Source organism: Microbacterium sp. JZ101, assembly GCF_053903175.1.
Map to the genome: position 1 here is coordinate 2,117,492 of NZ_CP096400.1, position 18,065 is coordinate 2,135,556.

The window sequence follows — 18,065 nt, forward strand, 5'->3', positions numbered from 1 at the left end:
CGGTCGTTCAGTTGTGTGTGCCGATCCTACCCGGCGACCGCACCCGCCCGCGACTGCTCCCGCGCGACGGCATCGCGCCGCTGAGCGAAGAACGCGAGCTCGTGCCGGGCCGACACGTCGAAGGCCGTGCGCATGCGCGCGAGGCGCGCGTCGTCCGCGGCCCTGGCGTGCTCCTGCGTCCAGCGGATGGCCTCGCGCGTGGCGAGGTCGAACGCGTCGGATGCGTACATCTCGAGCCAGTCGGCATACGGATGGCCCGGGCGATTCGCGGCCGCGAGGCGCGCGCCGATGTCCTGGTAGAGCCAGAAGCACGGGAGCACCGCGGCGACGAGCACCGCGTGGTCGCCGGCCGCTGCCGTCGCCTGCAGATGATCCAGGTACGCCATGGTCTCGGCGGACGGCGTCGCCGGGGCGTCGGCCGGCGCATCGTCCAGCCGGGCGCGGTGCAGGGAGAGCTCGGTCTCCAGGCAGCTGTGCGCGGATGCCGCCCAGAAGGCCTGCTCCTCGAGCGTCGGCGCGAGCTCCGCGGCCCGGCTCAGCACGCGCGCGTACGTGCGCAGGTACAGCGAGTCCTGCGCGAGGTAGTGCGCGAAGTCGTCCCGATCGAGCGAGCCGTCCGCGAGTGCGCGCACGAACCACACGTCGTCGATGCCGGCGCGCAGCGGCGCGATGTCCTCCCACCAGGCGTCGAGCTCGGCGTCGCGGCGCGGGAGGCCTCCCGTCCGCCACAGGCCCGCGAGATGGTGGAGCGGGCCGTGCCCTCCCGGGCGGCCCACCTCGAGCTCGGAGCCCGACGCGATCGCGTCGCGCAGCCATCCGCGGGCGAGGCGCGCCGCCCAGGTCCAGCCGCCCTCGCGCGCGCGGAGCGTGGCGAGCGCCGCGGACAGGGAGCACCCCGTGCCGTGCGTGGCGGTCGTCTCGATCCGCGCGTCCGAGAACTCGGCGATGAGGCCATCCGGCCCCACCAGCGCGTCCGGGCATGCCGGGCCGTCGAGGTGCCCGCCCTTCGCGAGCACGAGCACGCCGTGGCGACGCGCGAGCGCGGCCGCCTGCGCGAGCGCGTCCGTCCACGATCCGATGGCCGCGACACCGGTGAGCACGGCCAGCTCCGGGAGGTTCGGCGTCACGACGTCGGCGAGCGACAGGAGATCGTGCAGCGCGCGCTCGGCCTCGGCGTCGATGAGGCGATCCCCGCTCGTGGCGATCATGACGGGATCCAGGACCACCGGCGGGCGCGTGTCGAGACCCCGCAGCCAGTTCGCCACGACAGCGACGATCTCCGCCGTGCCGAGCATGCCGATCTTGACGGCGTCGATGCGGATGTCGGCCGCGAGCGCGTCGAGCTGCTCGCGCAGGAACGACGCGGGCGGCACGTGCACGCCCGAGACACCCTGCGTGCTCTGGGCGGTGAGCGCCGTGATCGCGGCCATGCCGTAGCCGCCGCACGCGGCGATCGACTTGAGGTCGGCCTGGATGCCCGCCCCTCCCGACGGGTCGGAGCCCGCGATCGCGAGGATGTTCGGCACCGCGGTCATGCGACGACCTCGGCGTCCGCCCACTCGAACCGCAGCGCGGCCGCCGCCGCGGCGGGGAACTCCGCCGAGCAGATGGCGCGGACGACCGCGATCCCGGCGGCGCCCGCGCGCCGCGCGTCGCGCGCGTCGCCCGGGCCGACGCCGCCGATCGCGACGCACGGGAACTCGTGCGCGAGCTCGGCGAAGGCCGCGAATCCGGTCCATCCGATCGGGGTCGGATGGTCCTTCTTCGTCGGGGTGGCGCGCACCGCGCCCACGCCCAGGTAGTCGACCGTGCCGGCGGGGAGGCGCCGCAGCGCCTCGAGCTGGCGCGGCAGGCTCGCGCTCAGGCCGATGATCGCGTCGTCGCCCACGAGGCCGCGCACGCGGTCGGCCGGCAGGTCGGTCTGCCCGATGTGGACGCCGTCGACGGACGCTCCCGCGGCCTTCGCGGCCAGGTACACGTCGACGCGGTCGTTCACGAGCAGCGTCGCACGGCCGCGCATATGCGCGGCAGCGGCCTCGACGAGGGCGAGGAGATCGGCGGCGGACAGGTCCTTGCCGCGGATCTGCACGGTCGATGCCCCTCCGTCGACCGCCTGGGCGACGACGTCGACGAGCGAGCGGCCGGTGATCGTCGCGGCGTCCGCGACGAGGTAGAGGGAGAGGTCGAGAGGTCGCGCGGTCATGCCGGCACCTCCGTCGCGAAGCGCTCGGGCGCGGACACGTCGACCGCATCGACCCCCGCGAGCGCGTCGAGGAACGCCACCGCGAACGAGCCGGGGCCCGTCGCGACGGCCGCCGCGTGCTCGGAGGCGGCCGCGTAGACGGCGTGCGCCGCGATCGTGCCCGCGAACGCGGCATCCGGGCCATCCGCTGCCGCGACGCAGGCGGCCACGACCGCTCCGAGCGAGCAGCCGCCTCCCGTCATGCGGGTGAGGAGCGCGCTCCCGCCCGCGATGCGCTCCGTGCGCGCGCCGTCGGTGACCGCGTCGACCGCGCCCGACACCGCGACGACCGCGCCGGTGCGCTCGGCGAGCGCGCGGGCGGCGTCGAGCGCCGCATCGACCTCGTCGGCCGCATCGACCCCGCGCCCGCCCGAGCCGGCGCCCGCGAGCGCGAGCACCTCCGAGGCGTTGCCGCGGATCACGGTGGGCCGGTGCGCGAGCAGGTCGCGCGCGGCGCCGGTGCGCAGGCCGAGGGCGCCCACGCCCACGGGGTCGAGGACCCACGGCGTGCCGGACGCGCGTGCCGCGGCGACCGCGGCGGTCATCGCCGCGCGTTGCTCGGCGGTCGGCGTCCCGAGGTTGACCAGGAGCGCCGACGCGAACGCCGCGCACTCCCCGGCCTCCTCGGGGATGTCGGCCATCACGGGCGCCGCGCCCACCGCGAGCAGCGCGTTGGCCGTGACGTTCACGACCACGGAGTTCGTGATGCACTGCACGAGCGGCGCGGTCTCGCGCAGTCTCGACAGCACGGCCCCGGGGCCATCGGATACCGACAGGTGCGCGTCACTCATCAGCGACATCCCTCCGCTCGTCCTAACGAGATCAGGTGCATACGGGTGTGATCTCAGTCCCGGAAGGGGACACCCCGTGTCACTGCGAGCGAGCATAGCGGGTCCGCGATGGCCCGCGCGCCGGGTCGCCTACGCTCGAAGGGTGACCTCCCCTTCCGCGACCGAGAGCGCCGGCATCCGCGTCGCCGTCTCGACCGTGATCTTCTCGCTGCGCTCGCGGCCCGGGGCCGACGCGCTCATGATCCCGCTCGTGCGCCGCACGCGGGAGCCGTTCGAGGGCGCGTGGGCGCTCCCGGGCGGATGGCTCGACGAGCGGGAGGGGCTCGACGACGCCGCCGCCCGCACGCTCGCCGAGACGACCGCGCTCAGCCCGAGCTACCTCGAGCAGCTCTACGCCTTCGGCGACGTCGACCGCTCCCCCACGCGCGTCGTGTCGGTCGTCTACTGGGCGCTCCTGCGCTCCGACCTCGTGGATGCGCAGCGCGCCGCGGAGGACGCGCCGGAGAACGTCGAGTGGTTCGACGTGGACGACCTGCCGGCGCTCGCCTTCGACCACAACCGGATCGTCGACTACGCCGTGTGGCGGCTGCGCAACAAGGTCGGCTACAGCCGGATCGCGCACGGCCTCCTGCCCGACGAGTTCACGCTGACCGAGCTGCGGGAGGTCTACGAGGCCGTGCTCGGGCGCCGCCTCGACCCGTCGAACTTCCGCCGCCTCCTCGAGGGCTCCGAGGCGCTCCTCCCGACCGAGTCGTTCCGCACCGGCAAGCATCGCCCGGCGCGGCTGTACCGCTACAACTCGGAGGTCGAGCTCGCCGATCGCGGACCGCTCGGACCGGCCTGAGGAGCCCCGCTCGCCTTTGTGGTCAACCTGACTTAAAGTGGTGTCGACGACTTAGAGTCGAATCGACACGAACAGGGGTCCCCATGGCCGCGACCAGCATCACCCTCACCGCCCGCGACGCGAGCGTCGACCACGAGATCCAGGCGATCGTCTCGGGCGGCGCCGCGGGCTCGACGTGCTCGACCGACCTCGCCGCGGGGCCCTGGAGCTTCGACGCCGTCGCCGGGTACGGCCCGGGCGCCTCGATGGGCGACGTGATCCCGACCGACGCCCCGCGGCAGGGCGAGCTCCCCCGCGCCTACCGCGAGGCCCCGGAAGCCGAGCTGCACGATCGCATCCGGGCGGCGAAGGCGGCGCTCGGCGACCGCGTCGTCGTCCTCGGCCACTTCTACCAGCGCGACGAGGTCGTCCAGCACGCCGACTACGTGGGCGACTCGTTCCAGCTCGCGGGCGCGGCGAAGGCGCACCCCGAGGCCGAGGCGATCGTCTTCTGCGGCGTGCACTTCATGGCCGAGACCGCCGACATGCTGTCCCGCCCGGAGCAGTCCGTCATCCTGCCGAACCTCGCCGCTGGCTGCTCGATGGCCGACATGGCCGACATCGACCAGGTCGAGGAGTGCTGGGAGCAGCTCGCGGACGTGTACGGCCCGCTCGACGTGCCGGACGCGGACGGCCGCGTGCCGGTCGTCCCGGTGACCTACATGAACTCCTCCGCGGCGATCAAGGGCTTCGTCGGCCGCAACGGCGGAATCGTGTGCACGTCGTCCAACGCGCGCACCGTGCTCGAGTGGGCGTTCGCCCGCGGGCGCCGCGTGCTCTTCTTCCCCGACCAGCACCTCGGGCGCAACACCGCCAAGGCGATGGGCGTGCCGCTCGAGCGCATGCCGCTGTGGAACCCTCGCGCGCCGTACGGCGGGTCGTCCGAGGAGACGCTGCGCGACGCCGAGGTCATCCTCTGGCACGGCTTCTGCTCCGTGCACCGCCGCTTCACGGTCGACCAGATCGAGACCGCGCGCGCCGAGCATCCGGGCGTGCGCGTCATCGTGCATCCGGAGTGCCCCATGCCCGTCGTCGATGCCGCCGACGAGGCGGGATCGACCGACTACATCCGCAAGGCGATCGAGGCGGCGACCGAGCCGACCACGTTCGCGATCGGCACCGAGATCAACCTCGTGCGCCGGCTCGCCGCCGAGCACCCGCAGCACACGATCTTCTGCCTCGACCCCGTCGTGTGCCCCTGCTCGACGATGTACCGCATCCACCCCGGCTACCTCGCGTGGGTGCTCGAGGAGCTCGTCGCGGGGCGCGTGGTCAACCGGATCGGCGTCGACGACGCGGTGGCGGACCCGGCGCGCGTCGCGCTCGAGCGGATGCTCGCGGCCAAGCCCCTGCCAACGGGAGGCGCGCGCGCATGACCGGGGTCATCGTCGTCGGAAGCGGCGTCGCGGGCCTCGCGACGGCGCTGCACCTCGCGCGCGGCGGGGCGGATGTGCAGCTGGTCACGAAGGCGGGGATGGCCGACGGCAGCACGCGGCACGCGCAGGGCGGCATCGCGGCCGCGCTCTTCCCCGATGACAGCGTCGAGAGCCACGCGGCCGACACGCTCGCCGCGGGCGCCGGCCTGTGCGACCCCGCCGCGGTCGACGTGCTCGTGTCGGAGGGGCCGGCACGCGTGCGCGAGCTCATGGACCTCGGCGTCGCGTTCGACCGCGACGCCTCGGGCGCCCTGGCGCGAGGACTCGAGGCCGCGCACGCGCATCCGCGCATCCTCCACGCGGGCGGAGACGCGACGGGCCTCGCGATCGAGATCGCGCTCATCGCGGCCGCGCTCGAGGCGGGCGTCCGCCTTCGCGAGCGGACGCTCCTCGCCGACCTCCTCGTGGAGGACGGACGCGTCGCGGGAGTCGAGCTGCTCGCCGACGGGCGCCGGGAGGTGCTCCGGGCGGATGCCGTCGTGCTCGCGACCGGCGGAGCGGGGCGGCTGTGGGCGCGCACCACCAACCCCGACGTCGTGACCGGCGACGGCATCGCGGCCGCCCTGCGGGCGGGGGCCGCGGTCGTCGATCTCGAGTTCGCGCAGTTCCACCCCACCGTGCTCGCCGAGGGCACGCCGTTCCTCGTCTCCGAGGCGGTGCGCGGCGAGGGCGCCGACCTCATCGATCTCGACGGGCGGCGCTTCGTGCTCGACGACCACCCCGACGGCGAGCTCGCGCCGCGCGACGTCGTCGCGCGATCGATCTCCCGGCGGATGGCGGAGCAGGGCGGGCGCCCCGTCCTCCTGGACGCGACGCGCATCGGCCGTCGGCGACTCGAGGCGCGCTTCCCGACGATCGCGAGGGCGCTGGCAGCGCGCGGGCTCGACTGGGCCGCGCACCCGATCCCCGTCGCGCCGGCCGCCCACTACCTCATGGGCGGGATCGCGACCGACCTCGACGGGCGCACGAGCCTGGCCGGCCTCCTCGCCGTCGGCGAGTGCGCGCGCACGGGCGTGCATGGCGCCAACCGCCTCGCTTCCAACTCCCTTCTCGAGGGCGCGGTCTTCGCCGCGCGCGCGGCCACGGCCATCCTCGCGGGCGACGTCGATGCGGCGCCCGCGCTCCCCTCCGCGCCCAGCCCGGAGTCGCCGTCGGAGCTCGCCGCCGTCCCGCCCTTCTCGCGCGCCGCCCTGCAGCGGCTCATGTGGGATCACGTGGGGCTCCTCCGCGACGGCGCGGGCCTCGCGCACGCCGTGGCCGTGCTCGCCGCGTGGCAGGACGCCCTCCCCCGTCCGCAGACGGTCGCCGCGCATGAGGACGCGGGGCTCGTGCGCGTGGGCCTCGCCGCGGCGAGCGCCGCCCTCGCCCGGCCCGGCTCGGTGGGGTCGCATTTCCGCACCGACGACGCGTCCGCGCACGCGCGCGAACTCCTCTCAGCGGGTGCCGCATGCTGACGGCGTCGACGATCGAGCGCACCGTCCGCGCCGCCCTCGAGGAGGACGCGCCGTGGGGAGACCTCACGAGCGAGGCGTTCCTTCCCGCATCCGCTCACGCGCAGGCATCGCTCGTCGCGCGCGAGGACGGCGTGTTCAGCGGCGGCGAGGTCTTCCGGGCGGCGTTCGCCCTCACGGATCGCGCGACCGAGGTCGACCTCCGCGTGGCGGACGGCGCGCCCTTCGCCGCGGGCGACGTGCTCGCGACCGTCGCCGGGCCGGCCCGCGCGGTGCTCACCGCAGAGCGCATCGGGCTGAACTTCACCCAGCGGATGTCGGGCGTCGCGACGCTCACGGCGCGGTTCGTCGCCGAGGTGGCGGGCACCCGCGCGCGGATCGTCGACACCCGGAAGACGACGCCGGGGCTCCGCGCGTTCGAGCGGCATGCCGTCCGCTGCGGCGGCGGGCACAACCACCGGCACTCGCTGTCAGACGCGGTCATGGCGAAGGACAACCATCTCGCCGTGCTCCAGGCCGGCGGCGCCGACCTGACGACCGCCCTCCGCGCGGGCATCGCGCGTCTGCCGCACACGGCGCATGTCGAGGTCGAGGTCGATCGCATCGACCAGATCGAGCCCGTGCTCGCGGCCGGAGTCGACACGATCATGCTCGACAACTTCTCTCTCGACGACCTCCGTCGCGGCGTCGGGATCGTCGGCGGGCGAGCGATCGTCGAGGCGTCGGGCGGCGTCGACCTCGGGACGGTGCGGGGCATCGCCGAGACGGGCGTCGACGTCATCTCGGTCGGCGCGCTGACGCACTCCGCCCGCGCGCTCGACCTCGGTCTCGACATGCGCGTGAGCTGAGCCGTGCTCTACCTCGACAACGCCGCGACGACGCCCGTGCGGCCCGAGGTGCTCGCGGCCATGGAGCCCCACCTGACGCGCGCATTCGGCAACCCGTCGAGCCACCACACGGTCGGCGAGCGAGCCGCGCGCGCTCTCGAGGACGCCCGCGCCAGGGTCGCGGCCGTGCTCGGGATGCGCCGCGGCGACATCGTCTTCACCTCGGGCGGAACCGAGGCGAACAACCTCGCGGTGAAGGGGATCGCCCTGGGCGCTGCGCCGCGTGCACGGCACGTCGTGACGACGCCGATCGAGCACGAGTCGATCCTCGCCTCGGCCGATTACCTCCGCCGCCTCCACGGGTTCGAGGTGACCCTCCTCCCCGTCGACGCGGACGGCCTCGTCCGGCCGGACGACGTCGCCGCAGCCCTCCGCGACGACACCGCGCTCGTGTCGATCGGGCTCGCCAACAACGAGATCGGCACCGTGCAGGACGCGCGGGGCATCGCCGATGCGCTCGCGGGGCGCCGCGTCCCCCTGCACCTCGACGCCGTGCAGGCGGCGGGATGGCTGCCGCTGGCCGACACGGGCGCCGACGCGATCGCGCTCGCCGGCCACAAGATCGGGGCACCGCCCGGCACCGGCGTGCTCGCCGTGCGCGGACGCATCCCGATCGAGCCGCTCCTCCACGGCGGCGGCCAGCAGCGCGGTCGCCGCAGCGGCACCGAGGCGGTCGCGGATGCCGTCGGATTCGCGACGGCGCTCGAGCTCGCCGACGCCGAGCGCGCCGACAGCGCTCGGCGCGTGGCGGCCATCCGCGACGCCTTCATCTCACGAGTGCTCGCGCTCGTGCCCTCGGCGCGCCTCACCGGCCATCCGACCCGGCGCCTCCCCGGCACGGCGAGCTTCACCTTCGCGGGCACGAGCGGCGAGGCCGTGCTGCTCGAGCTCGAGCGCCGCGGCGTCGTCTCGTCGAGCGGGTCGGCCTGCGCCGCGGGAAGCGACGAGCCGTCGCACGTCCTCGTCGCGCTCGGGGTCCCGCCCCAGGAGGCGCAGACCGCGGTCCGCTTCACGCTCGCGCACCGCCACCAGGGCTCGCTCGACGCCGTCGCCGACGCCGTCGCCGCTGCGGTTGCTGCGGTCTGACCCCGGTGTCCCCGTGCGCCGATAGTCTCATCCGGTGACCACCGCTCCCCTCGTGACCGTCGTCGTCCCGGGCTTCGACATCGAGGGATACATCGCCGAGGCGCTCGACTCGCTGCGCGCGCAGACCCTGACCCGCTGGCGCGCGATCCTCGTGGACGACGCGTCGACCGATGGCACGGGCCGCGTGCTCGAGGAGTTCGCCGCGCGCGACGATCGCTTCCGGGTCATCCGGCATTCGCGGCGCAAGGGGCTCGGCGCGGCGCGCAACACGGCGCTCGCGCACGTGGACACGCCGTACCTGGGCTTCCTCGACGGCGACGACATCATGCTCCCGCGCGCGCTCGAGACGCTCGTCGGGTCGCTCGAGGCCTCCGGAAGCGACCTCGCGGTGGGGGCGTACGTGCGCCTGTGGCCCGAAGGAGGGTCGTACACGGCGGGAGAGGTGCAGCCGTGGGTCTCCGCCTCGACGAGCCCGCGGCGCGTCGGCGTCACGCTCGACGCGCACCCCGAGGTCACCGGGAACGTCGTGGCGTGGTCGAAGGTCTCGCGCGCGGGCTTCTGGCGTGCGCACGACCTGCGGTTTCCCGAGAACGCGCTCTACGAGGACCAGGCGATCGCTCAGCGGATGTACACGGCCGCGCGTGCGATCGACACGGTCCCCGACGTCGTCGTCCAGTGGCGCGTGCGCGCCGACGGGAGCTCGATCACGCAGCACGAGGCCGACCCCCGCGTCTTCCGCGCGTGCCTCGCAGCGATGCGCGACGGCCTCGCGGTGCTCGCCGGCCACGGCGCCGCGCAGCGTGCCCGGGCGGGTCAGATCCTGCGCATGGACATCCCTCGACTCTCCGCGATCGCGGACGCGTCCACCCGCTCCGACCTCGACGCGTTCGCCGCCGAGGTCGAGGCGCTGCACCGCGCCTAGCCCCCCACCGTCCCGTCCCCCATCCCGGCCCTTCCCCCTTCCATCCCATCCCCATGTCTCACCTCCCGCGTTCTCCGGCCGGGTCCTTGCCGCGAGTGGCCGCCATCCGCCGCTCTCACCGGCCGATCGAGGCAGAAGCCCGAAGGGACGTCGCCTCTCACCCACGCCGCGCGACCGCGGCGCGCAGGTCCGCCAGGAGGTCCGCGGGATCGGAGAGGTCGGCCTGGGTCACCGGGAGGTAGATCCAGCCGAGTGCCTCGAGACGACGCCGCAGCGCGAGATCTCGGCGCCACTGGTCCCGATCGCGGTGATGGTCGCCCTCGTATTCGACGGCGATCCGCTGCGCGGGCAGTGCGAGGTCCACGCGCGCGATGAAGCGGCCGGACGCATCGCGCACGACGAAGTTCGCCGCGAAGGGCCCGAATCCCGCCCGGACGAGCAGCAGCCGCAGCTCGGTCTCCTTGGGCGACTCGGCACGGTCGTCGATGAGCGCGACCGCCTCGCGGAGGACGCTCGGCTGCCTGTTCCGAGGACGCCGCGCGAGCTCCGCCTCGATGGCGGCCGCCCCGTGGTCGTGGGCGACGCGATCGCCGACCGCGACGAGATCGTCGAGGTCGAGGATCTCCGACAGGTCGCAGAAGGTGCGCGACGGCGACGTCAGCGGCAGACCGCGTCGCTGCCGGACCTGGTCGGCCGCGAGCTCCCGCTGGTGGCCGATGATCAGGCGGCCGCGCCGGGCGCGCGTGCCCGTCGGGGTCGTCACGTGCACGGTGCGCTCGGCTTGCTGCCCGAGCGGAAGGGGAAGCCCCCAGAGGACCGCCGCGGTCGTGTGACTGAACGCCGCCCCCGCCGGAAGCGAGAGCGCGACCGCGTGGCAGGTGCTCGCCAGCCCCTGCTGGTCGATGGGCAGGCGCGCGCCTCGAACGGGCGTCCACAGATCCGACGCGCGGGACCGGCGACGCGACACCTCGGGTGCGTCCGCGAGGCGGAACGCACGCCCACGGAGATGACGTGGGAGATCGGATGGTCGTGAGCTCACGGAGCGAGGCTCGCGCACGACGGAGTGGTCGGATGCGCGCATCCACACCCTCCGGCACCGCCGCACCGCCCTCCGCCCCCTGTGCACGAGCCGTGACCGGGGCACGGCCGGGGCCCGCACCGGTCCTCGCCGCGAGTGGCCGCCATCCGCTGCTCTCACCGGCCGATCGAGGCAACAGCCCGTCCGCGCTCGCGGCCGAACACCTGAGCCCTGGCTTCAGTCCTCCAGGACGCGGGTCGCAGCGAGCTGCTCGGCGGCGAGCTCGGCGTAGAGGCCGCCTGCCGCGACGAGCTGCGCGTGCGTGCCCGACTCCACGATGCGGCCGCCGTCCACGACGTGGATGGTGTCGGCGTCGATGACGGTGGAGAGGCGGTGGGCGATCGAGATGGTCGTCCGGCCGCGCGCCGCATTCTCGAGCGCCTCCTGGACGATCCGCTCGGAGACGGTGTCGAGCGCGCTCGTCGCCTCGTCGAGGAGGAGCACGGGCGGGTCCTTGAGGAGCACGCGGGCGATCGCGATGCGCTGCTTCTCACCGCCCGACAGCCGGTAGCCGCGCTCGCCCACGACGGTCTCGTACCCGTCCTCGAAACCGGCGATGATGTGGTGGATGTTCGCCTGCCGGCACGCGTCCTCGATCTCCTCGTCCGTCGCATCCGGGCGCGCATAGCGCAGGTTCTCCCGCACCGTCGCGTGGAAGAGGTACGTCTCCTGCGACACGATGCCGACGTGGTCGACGATGGACTCCTGCCTGAGCCGGCGCACGTCCTCGCCGGCGAACAGCACCCGGCCATCCGTCGCCTCGTAGAACCGCGGCGTGAGGTAGAGCACGGTCGTCTTGCCTGCGCCCGACGGGCCGACGAATGCCACGTGCTCGCCCGGCTCCACCGCGAACGACACGCCCTGCAGCGTCGGGCGGGTGTCGCCCGCCGCGTCCGGATAGCGGAACGAGACATCGCGGAACTCGACGCGGCCGACCGGGCCCGGGGCGTCCTCCACGTCGACGGCGTCGGCCGCGTCGGCGATCGCGGGCTTCAGGTCGAGGTACTCGAAGATGCGCGCGAAGAGCGCGAACGATGTCTGCACGTCGAGCGCGACCCGCATGAGGCTCGTGAGCGGCTGCAGCAGCCGTGCCTGCACGTTCGTGAAGGCGACGATCGTGCCCGCCGTGATCATCCCGGCGTCGCCCGCGACGAGGAAGCCCGCGACGAGGTAGATGACCGCGGGCACGGAGGCCATGAGCACGTGCACGACCGCGAAGAACCCCTGCCCCGTCATCGCCTGGCGGATCTGCAGGCGGATCTGGTTGGCGTTCTCCTCGGCGTAGCGAGCGGACTCCGTGCGCTGGCGGTTGAACGACTTCGACAGGAGGATGCCCGAGACGCTCAGCGTCTCCTGCGTGATCGCGGTCAGCTCGGACAGCGACTGCTGCGTCTGCGCCGCGATGCGTGCGCGCACCTGGCCCACGCGACGCTGCACGACGACGAGCACCGGCATGATGACGAGGGCGATCAGGGTCAGCCGCCAGTCGATGAGGATCATCGCGACGAGCGACGCGATGACCGTCACGGTGTTCCCGAGGATGCTCGTGAAGGTGTTCGTCAGGACGCTCGAGACGCCGCCCACATCGTTCTGCAGGCGCGACTGGATGATGCCCGTCTTCGTGCGCGTGAAGAAGCCGAGCTCCATCGCCTGGAGGTGATCGAACATCCGAACGCGCAGGTCGCCCGTCACGCGGTTGCCGACGTTCGAGGTGAACCACGTCTGCGCCACGCCGACGATCGCGCTCAGGAGGTAGAGGGCGATCATGAGGGCGACGAGGCGCACGAGGAGCGGGATGTCGACGGGCCCGCCGTCGACGGGGAAGAGAGCATCGTCGAACACCCGCTGGATGACAAGGGGCGGCACGACGCCGAGCGCCGCGCCGACGATCACGAGGACGGCGGTCGCGGCGATGCGACCGCGATACGGGCGGAAGAGCGCCACGACGCGGCGCCCGAGTCCGGGCACGCGCGGCGCCTGCGCGTTCAGTCTCCGCTGCGCCGCCTCGTCGATCGGCTTGCCGCCGCCGCGCCCGCCCATGCCCCGCCCCATACTCATGTCAAAGAGCATACATATGCTCGGAGCTGGTGGATCCGATCGGATCGGGAATGGCAACGGGAATGTCGCCGTTAAGCTGTAACGTTCGCGCGGAGACCCTTCTCCCCTCCGCCTCCGGCCTTCCTCTTCTCTCTCCAGGAGTCTCATGACGTCTACCGACACCGGCGCCATCCGCGCACAGCAGCAGGAGATCGATCCGAAGGGCATGCGCGTCATCTGGCTGCTGCTGATCGCAGCCTTCACGGCGATCCTCAACGAGACGACGATGGGCATCGCCATCCCGCACCTCAACGCGGACCTCGGGCTCGCGCCCGAGCTGGGCCAGTGGCTCACGAGCGCCTTCATGCTCACGATGGCCGTCGTCATCCCGACGACCGGCTTCCTGCTCCAGCGCTTCACGACGCGCCAGATCTTCCTCGCGGCGATGATCGCGTTCTCGCTCGGAACGCTCGTGTGCCTCATCGCGCCCGGCTTCGTCGTGCTCCTCCTCGGACGCGTCATCCAGGCCGCCGGCACGGGCATCATGATGCCGCTGCTCATGACGACGATGATGAACGTCGTCCCGCCGCAGTCCCGCGGCCGCATGATGGGCCGCGTGGGGATGGTCATCTCGCTCGCACCGGCGATCGGCCCGACCCTGTCGGGCGCGATCCTGACGACGCTCAGCTGGCGCTGGATCTTCGGGATCGTGCTGCCGATCGCGCTCGCGTCGCTCCTCATCGGCGCGAAGTGGATGACCAACCTCGGCGAGACGCGCAAGGCGCCGATCGACGTGCCGTCGGTCATCATGTCGGCGATCGCCTTCGGCGGGATCGTGTACGGCCTCAGCCAGTTCGGCGGGGGCGCCCACGGCGCGGCAGCAGACGGCGGCGCGAGCATCTCGCCGGTCGCGTCGGGAGCCATCGCGCTCGTCGTCGGCCTGGTCATGCTCGCGGTCTTCGTGATGCGTCAGCTCAAGCTGCAGCGCATCGACGACGCGCTGCTCGATCTGCGCGTGTTCCAGTCGCGCAACTTCACGATCTCCATCGTGATCATGGCGCTCATCGCCCTCACGATGTTCGGCTCGCTCACCCTGCTGCCGCTCTACCTGCAGAACGTCGTGGGCCTCGACGCGCTGCAGTCGGGCCTCATCCTCCTCCCGGGCTCCGTGCTCATGGGCCTCCTCGGGCCGATCATGGGCCGGATCTACGACGCGAAGGGCCCGCGCACGCTGCTCGTGCCCGGCACGATCATCGTGGCTGCCGCGATCTTCGTGTACGCGACGGTGAGCGAGCACACCCCGTGGTGGCTGCTCATGGCGGTGCAGACGGCCATGTCCGTCGGCATGGCGATGTCGTTCACGCCGCTGTTCTCGGCCTCGCTCGGATCGCTCGAGCGCCACCTCTACTCGCATGGCTCTGCCGTGCTCAACACGCTGCAGCAGGTCGCCGGCGCGGCGGGCGTCGCGATCCTCATCGCGACCTACTCGAGCATCCTCCATGCGGGCGAGGAGGCGGGCGTGCCCGCAGCCGCAGCCGGCGCCCCCGGCGCGCGGACGGCCTTCCTCATCGCGGCGATCATCTCGCTCGTCTCGGTCGCGCTGTCGTTCTTCGTGCGCAAGCCCGAGGAGCAGGAGGGCATGCCCGGCGGCCACGGCCACTGAGCTCCCTCGCACGCAAGAGGAGAGGGCCCGCGACCATGGTCGCGGGCCCTCTCCTCTTGTGCGCTCAGGTCAGGACGACTGCGCACCCGGCCAGCTGCACGCGCCGTCGGCGCACGCGGGGGCGTCCTCCGCGGACGCGGTCAGCAGCGGGACGAGCGGCGTCGCCCTGGTCTCCTCGGTCGTGGACATGCCGACCATGCTACGCCCGCGAGAGGACCCGGGCTCCGGAGCGTCAGTCATCGCCCTCGTCGTCGACAGCGCCGTCCGGATACGCCGGCACCTCGGGCTTCGACGAGAGGAAGACGATGCTCGCGACGAGCCCGCCCCAGATGAGGACGGCGGCGATGATGAAGAACAGCGTCGCGATGGCGGTCATCGCAGGTCTCCCTTCAGCGACACGGCGTCCGTCGCCGGCCACGGCTCGAACTTCTCCGGATCATGGCGCCACCGTGCGCCCGTGAGCGCGATCGCCCCGACGACCATGATGGCGACCGATCCCCAGCCGACGATTCCCAGGTAGGTCACGGGGTAGCCGCTGTATCCGTCGACGAGCAGCTCCACGATCTTCGAGACGAGCATGTAGGCGAGGACCACGGGCGCGACGATCGAGACGAGGAAGAGCCACACGCGGCCGACCTTGAAGGTCGACAGGGTGCTCAGGTGCGACGCGAGCTCGGGGCCGGCTCGACGCACCCACAGCACGACGATCGAGACGATGATCGCCGAGGCCACGATGCCGATGTTGTTCGCCCAGTTGTCGACCGTGTCGAGCGCGGTGAGGCCGGACGTGGTCGAGAAGAGCAGGATCGAGACGACCGCGAGCACTCCCCCCAGACCGTAGACGACCTGCGAGCGCGTGAGGCCGAACTTGTCTCGCACGGCCGCGATGATCACCTCGAGGATCGAGATGAGCGAGGTGAGGCCGGCGAGCACGAGTGCGCCGAAGAAGAGGGCGCCGAACCACTCGCCGCCCGGCATCTGCGAGACGATCGCGGGGAAGGTCATGAACGACAGCGCGACGCCGGTCAGCCCCTCGAGCTCCGCCACCGGGATGCCCTGCTCGAACGCGAAGAACCCGAGCGTCGCGAAGACGCCGATGCCCGCCAGCAGCTCGAACGACGAGTTGCCGAACGCGACGACGAGGCCGGGAGTGGTGAGGTTGACACGCCGGCGGCGGTAGGACGCGTACGTGACCATGATGCCGAAGGCGATGGACAGCGAGAAGAAGATCTGGCTGTACGCCGCGATCCACACGGATGGGTCGGCGAGCGCCGCGAAATCCGGCGTGAAGAACGCCGTGAGCCCGTCGATCGCGCCGGGGAGGAACAGGGCGCGAACGACGAGGATCAGGAACCCGATCACGAGCAGAGGGATGAAGATGACGTTCGCGCGCTGGACGCCCTTCACGACGCCCGCGCCGAGCACCACGAGAGCGACCACCCACATGAGGACGAGCGGGATCAGCACACCGGGAACGAACTCGAAGGTGATCGGCTCTGCCGCCACCTGCAGGTACTCCCCGACGAAGAACGCGGTGGGATCGGACCCCCAGCGCAGATCCCACGAGAAGACGAAGTAGCTCGAGGCCCAGGCGAGCACGGCGGTGTAGTAGATGCAGATGAAGACGCAGATCATCACCTGGAACCAGCCGATGCTCTCGCCCACGCGCCCCGCGAGGCGTCGGAAGGCGAGCGGGGCGGAACCGCGGAAGCGGTGCCCGATCGCGTAGTCGAGGAAGAGGATGGGGATGCCGGCGGTCAGCAGCGCGACGAGATACGGGATGAGGAAGGCTCCTCCCCCGTTCTCGTAGGCGACGCCGGGGAAGCGCCAGATATTTCCGAGGCCGACAGCCGACCCGAGCGCGGCGAGGATGAAGCCGATCTGACCGGTCCACACCTCGCGTGCCGGAACGGCGCCGGCCGTGTTCGTGCGAGACATTCTGTATCCCTTCACTGGGCGGTTGTCACGCCATCTCAGTATCGAGCGAGCGTAGCAAGATGCTCAGCAGACGCACAGGTGGCTCACCTGGATATGGCAGATTTGATCGGATGAGCCAGCCGACTGCATCCTCCGCTCCCGACCGCGCCGCACGGCGCGCGGTCACGGTCTTCCCGATCCTCGTGCTGGTGGCCGGGGTGATCGGATTCCTCCTGCCGGGAGCCGCGCCCGTGCTCGGGCCCGCGGTGCCCTGGCTGCTCGGATTCATCATGTTCTGCATGGGCCTCACCCTGACGCTCCCCGACTTCGCGCGCATCGCGAAGCGCCCGTGGATGGTCCTCGTGGGAGTCGTGCTGCAGTACCTCATCATGCCGCTGACCGCGTGGCTCATCGCCTTCGCGCTCGGCCTCCCGCCCGAGCTCGCGGCGGGCGTCATCCTCGTCGGCTGCGCCCCGGGCGGAACGGCGTCGAACGTCGTGACCTACCTGTCACGCGGCGACACGGCGCTGTCGGTCACCGTGACGACGTGCTCGACGCTGCTCGCGCCGATCATGACCCCGCTGCTCACCCTGTGGCTCGCCGGCACGTTCCTCGAGGTGCCGTTCGGCTCGATGATGGTGTCGATCCTGCAGACCGTCCTGCTGCCGATCATCGCCGGCCTCGTCGTGCGCCTCTTCCTGCGCGCGTTCGTGGAGCGCGTGCAGGCATGGTTCCCGTGGCTCTCCACGATCGCGATCTCGCTCATCGTCGCGGCCGTCGTGGCGGGCAGCGCGGATCGGATCGTCCAGGCCGGCCTCATCGTGTTCCTCGCGGTCGTGCTCCACAACGGCCTAGGGCTCCTGCTCGGCTACCTCGCCGCGATCGCGCTCGGGATGACCCAGCGCGAGCGGCGCGCGATCTCGATCGAGGTCGGAATGCAGAACTCCGGGCTGGCCGCATCGCTCGCGGCCGCGCACTTCTCGCCGCTCGCGGCGCTGCCCGCGGCGGTATTCTCCGTCTGGCACAACCTGTCGGGTGCGCTGTTCGCGATGGTCATGGGCCGCCGACCCGTGACCGACGAGCCGTCAGCGCCCGAGCCCGTGCGCGAGCGCTGACGATCCGCGCGCTGGCGGGAACCGCCCCGTCAGCGCGCGGCCGCCCGCTACTCGGCCATCCGCTCACCCGCGGGAGACAGCACCCACCAGACGTCGTTGACGCCCTGGCCGTTCACGTCTCCGGCTGCGGCATCGCCCGCGAAGTAGTAGAGCGGCCAGCCGTTCAGCGTCACCTGCGTCTCGCCGTCGACGCCCTCGATGGTGCCCACCTCGCCGGTGACGCCCTCCACCTCCGTCAGGTCGCCCTCGACGGTCACGGCAGGCCAGTTCTCGGCGCACTGCCCCTCGCAGGTGCTGACCCCGGCGCCCTGGGTGTCCTGGTCGAACATGTAGACGGTCATGCCCTCGCCGTCGACGACGATCTCGCCGAGCGGCGACTCGGCCACCATGAGGGTCGTGCCGTCGCCGGTCATCTCATCGGGCGAGGTCATGGGCTCCGAGGACTCCGACTCGGACGGCTCCTCCTCGGGCTCGGCGGCGGGCGCCGAGCAGCCGGCGAGCGCGAGCACGAGCACCCCTCCCCACACGGCCGACCTGATCACGTGCTTGCGGAACAT

At 72.4% G+C, this 18,065-nt stretch carries 16 protein-coding genes and 1 riboswitch; of the genes, 8 read left to right on the top strand and 8 right to left on the bottom strand.

The window, feature by feature from the left end:
* Positions 1-26: 26 nt before the first annotated feature.
* The 3 genes from thiD to thiM form a co-directional block, all read right to left on the bottom strand.
* Positions 27-1,535, bottom strand: coding sequence for a bifunctional hydroxymethylpyrimidine kinase/phosphomethylpyrimidine kinase (gene thiD, locus M1D56_RS09940; protein WP_456283442.1), 1,509 nt, complete (start codon positions 1,533-1,535; stop codon positions 27-29).
* Positions 1,532-2,203: a thiamine phosphate synthase gene (gene thiE, locus M1D56_RS09945; RefSeq protein WP_456283443.1), complete on the bottom strand. Its 672-nt coding sequence runs from the start codon at positions 2,201-2,203 to the stop codon at positions 1,532-1,534. Before thiE ends, thiD begins: the two co-directional genes overlap by 4 nt.
* Positions 2,200-3,033 (bottom strand): hydroxyethylthiazole kinase, encoded by an 834-nt coding sequence (gene thiM, locus M1D56_RS09950; protein ID WP_456283444.1) that lies wholly within the window; start codon positions 3,031-3,033, stop codon positions 2,200-2,202. The genes thiE and thiM overlap by 4 nt, the downstream gene beginning before the upstream one ends.
* A riboswitch (TPP riboswitch) is annotated at positions 3,025-3,120 on the bottom strand. Its footprint overlaps the gene before it by 9 nt.
* A gap of 151 nt (positions 3,121-3,271) precedes the next feature.
* On the opposite strand from thiM, the gene M1D56_RS09955 reads away from it, so the two are divergent.
* The 6 genes from M1D56_RS09955 (at position 3,272) to M1D56_RS09980 (ending at position 9,698) form a co-directional block, all read left to right on the top strand.
* A complete protein-coding gene (locus tag M1D56_RS09955) occupies positions 3,272-3,877 on the top strand; it encodes an NUDIX hydrolase (protein WP_324014856.1) in 606 nt (201 codons plus the stop codon).
* A gap of 83 nt (positions 3,878-3,960) precedes the next feature.
* Complete coding sequence (nadA, locus tag M1D56_RS09960; RefSeq protein ID WP_282979524.1) at positions 3,961-5,292, top strand: quinolinate synthase NadA; 1,332 nt, start codon at positions 3,961-3,963, stop codon at positions 5,290-5,292.
* A complete protein-coding gene (nadB, locus tag M1D56_RS09965) occupies positions 5,289-6,806 on the top strand; it encodes an L-aspartate oxidase (RefSeq protein ID WP_456283445.1) in 1,518 nt (505 codons plus the stop codon). Before nadA ends, nadB begins: the two co-directional genes overlap by 4 nt.
* Entirely contained in the window at positions 6,800-7,651 is an 852-nt protein-coding gene (gene nadC, locus M1D56_RS09970) for a carboxylating nicotinate-nucleotide diphosphorylase (protein ID WP_456283447.1), read from the top strand. Before nadB ends, nadC begins: the two co-directional genes overlap by 7 nt.
* 3 nt (positions 7,652-7,654) lie before the next feature.
* Positions 7,655-8,776, top strand: a complete 1,122-nt coding sequence (locus M1D56_RS09975) for a cysteine desulfurase family protein (RefSeq protein WP_271173699.1) — start codon at positions 7,655-7,657, stop codon at positions 8,774-8,776.
* Positions 8,777-8,810: 34 nt separating this feature from the next.
* The gene (locus M1D56_RS09980; RefSeq protein ID WP_456283448.1) at positions 8,811-9,698 is read left to right on the top strand and encodes a glycosyltransferase family 2 protein; all 888 of its coding nucleotides are present in this window, start codon (positions 8,811-8,813) and stop codon (positions 9,696-9,698) included.
* Between the two features lie 157 nt (positions 9,699-9,855).
* On the opposite strand, the gene M1D56_RS09985 is transcribed toward M1D56_RS09980, so the two are convergent.
* Together M1D56_RS09985 and M1D56_RS09990 are read right to left on the bottom strand one after the other, a co-directional pair.
* Positions 9,856-10,665, bottom strand: coding sequence for a hypothetical protein (locus M1D56_RS09985; protein WP_456283449.1), 810 nt, complete (start codon positions 10,663-10,665; stop codon positions 9,856-9,858).
* A 288-nt stretch (positions 10,666-10,953) separates the two neighbouring features.
* On the bottom strand, positions 10,954-12,828 hold the full coding sequence (locus M1D56_RS09990) for an ABC transporter ATP-binding protein (protein WP_282979637.1): 1,875 nt from the start codon (positions 12,826-12,828) through the stop codon (positions 10,954-10,956).
* Between the two features lie 151 nt (positions 12,829-12,979).
* Between M1D56_RS09990 and M1D56_RS09995 the strand changes: the two genes are divergently transcribed.
* Complete coding sequence (locus M1D56_RS09995; RefSeq protein ID WP_421074488.1) at positions 12,980-14,476, top strand: MDR family MFS transporter; 1,497 nt, start codon at positions 12,980-12,982, stop codon at positions 14,474-14,476.
* Positions 14,477-14,708: 232 nt separating this feature from the next.
* Here M1D56_RS09995 and M1D56_RS10000 read toward each other — a convergent pair whose 3' ends face one another.
* Together M1D56_RS10000 and M1D56_RS10005 are read right to left on the bottom strand one after the other, a co-directional pair.
* Positions 14,709-14,852 (bottom strand): MetS family NSS transporter small subunit, encoded by a 144-nt coding sequence (locus tag M1D56_RS10000; protein WP_271173703.1) that lies wholly within the window; start codon positions 14,850-14,852, stop codon positions 14,709-14,711.
* A complete protein-coding gene (locus M1D56_RS10005) occupies positions 14,849-16,414 on the bottom strand; it encodes a sodium-dependent transporter (RefSeq protein WP_271173704.1) in 1,566 nt (521 codons plus the stop codon). Before M1D56_RS10005 ends, M1D56_RS10000 begins: the two co-directional genes overlap by 4 nt.
* A gap of 110 nt (positions 16,415-16,524) precedes the next feature.
* On the opposite strand from M1D56_RS10005, the gene M1D56_RS10010 reads away from it, so the two are divergent.
* A complete protein-coding gene (locus tag M1D56_RS10010) occupies positions 16,525-17,508 on the top strand; it encodes a bile acid:sodium symporter family protein (protein ID WP_324014453.1) in 984 nt (327 codons plus the stop codon).
* A gap of 47 nt (positions 17,509-17,555) precedes the next feature.
* Here M1D56_RS10010 and M1D56_RS10015 read toward each other — a convergent pair whose 3' ends face one another.
* Positions 17,556-18,065, bottom strand: coding sequence for a COG4315 family predicted lipoprotein (locus tag M1D56_RS10015; RefSeq protein ID WP_456283451.1), 510 nt, complete (start codon positions 18,063-18,065; stop codon positions 17,556-17,558).

What these genes read in the sequence shown, in the direction of transcription:
- nadA (WP_282979524.1), top strand. Translation starts at nt 3,961, where the DNA reads ATGGCCGCGACCAGCATCACCCTCACCGCCCGCGACGCGAGCGTCGAC.
- M1D56_RS10010 (WP_324014453.1), top strand. Translation starts at nt 16,525, where the DNA reads ATGAGCCAGCCGACTGCATCCTCCGCTCCCGACCGCGCCGCACGGCGC.
- M1D56_RS09990 (WP_282979637.1), bottom strand. Translation starts at nt 12,828, where the DNA reads ATGGGGCGGGGCATGGGCGGGCGCGGCGGCGGCAAGCCGATCGACGAG.
- M1D56_RS10015 (WP_456283451.1), bottom strand. Translation starts at nt 18,065, where the DNA reads ATGTTCCGCAAGCACGTGATCAGGTCGGCCGTGTGGGGAGGGGTGCTC.
- M1D56_RS09995 (WP_421074488.1), top strand. Translation starts at nt 12,980, where the DNA reads ATGACGTCTACCGACACCGGCGCCATCCGCGCACAGCAGCAGGAGATC.
- M1D56_RS10000 (WP_271173703.1), bottom strand. Translation starts at nt 14,852, where the DNA reads ATGACCGCCATCGCGACGCTGTTCTTCATCATCGCCGCCGTCCTCATC.
- M1D56_RS10005 (WP_271173704.1), bottom strand. Translation starts at nt 16,414, where the DNA reads ATGTCTCGCACGAACACGGCCGGCGCCGTTCCGGCACGCGAGGTGTGG.
- thiD (WP_456283442.1), bottom strand. Translation starts at nt 1,535, where the DNA reads ATGACCGCGGTGCCGAACATCCTCGCGATCGCGGGCTCCGACCCGTCG.
- nadC (WP_456283447.1), top strand. Translation starts at nt 6,800, where the DNA reads ATGCTGACGGCGTCGACGATCGAGCGCACCGTCCGCGCCGCCCTCGAG.
- thiM (WP_456283444.1), bottom strand. Translation starts at nt 3,033, where the DNA reads ATGAGTGACGCGCACCTGTCGGTATCCGATGGCCCCGGGGCCGTGCTG.
- M1D56_RS09955 (WP_324014856.1), top strand. Translation starts at nt 3,272, where the DNA reads ATGATCCCGCTCGTGCGCCGCACGCGGGAGCCGTTCGAGGGCGCGTGG.
- thiE (WP_456283443.1), bottom strand. Translation starts at nt 2,203, where the DNA reads ATGACCGCGCGACCTCTCGACCTCTCCCTCTACCTCGTCGCGGACGCC.
- nadB (WP_456283445.1), top strand. Translation starts at nt 5,289, where the DNA reads ATGACCGGGGTCATCGTCGTCGGAAGCGGCGTCGCGGGCCTCGCGACG.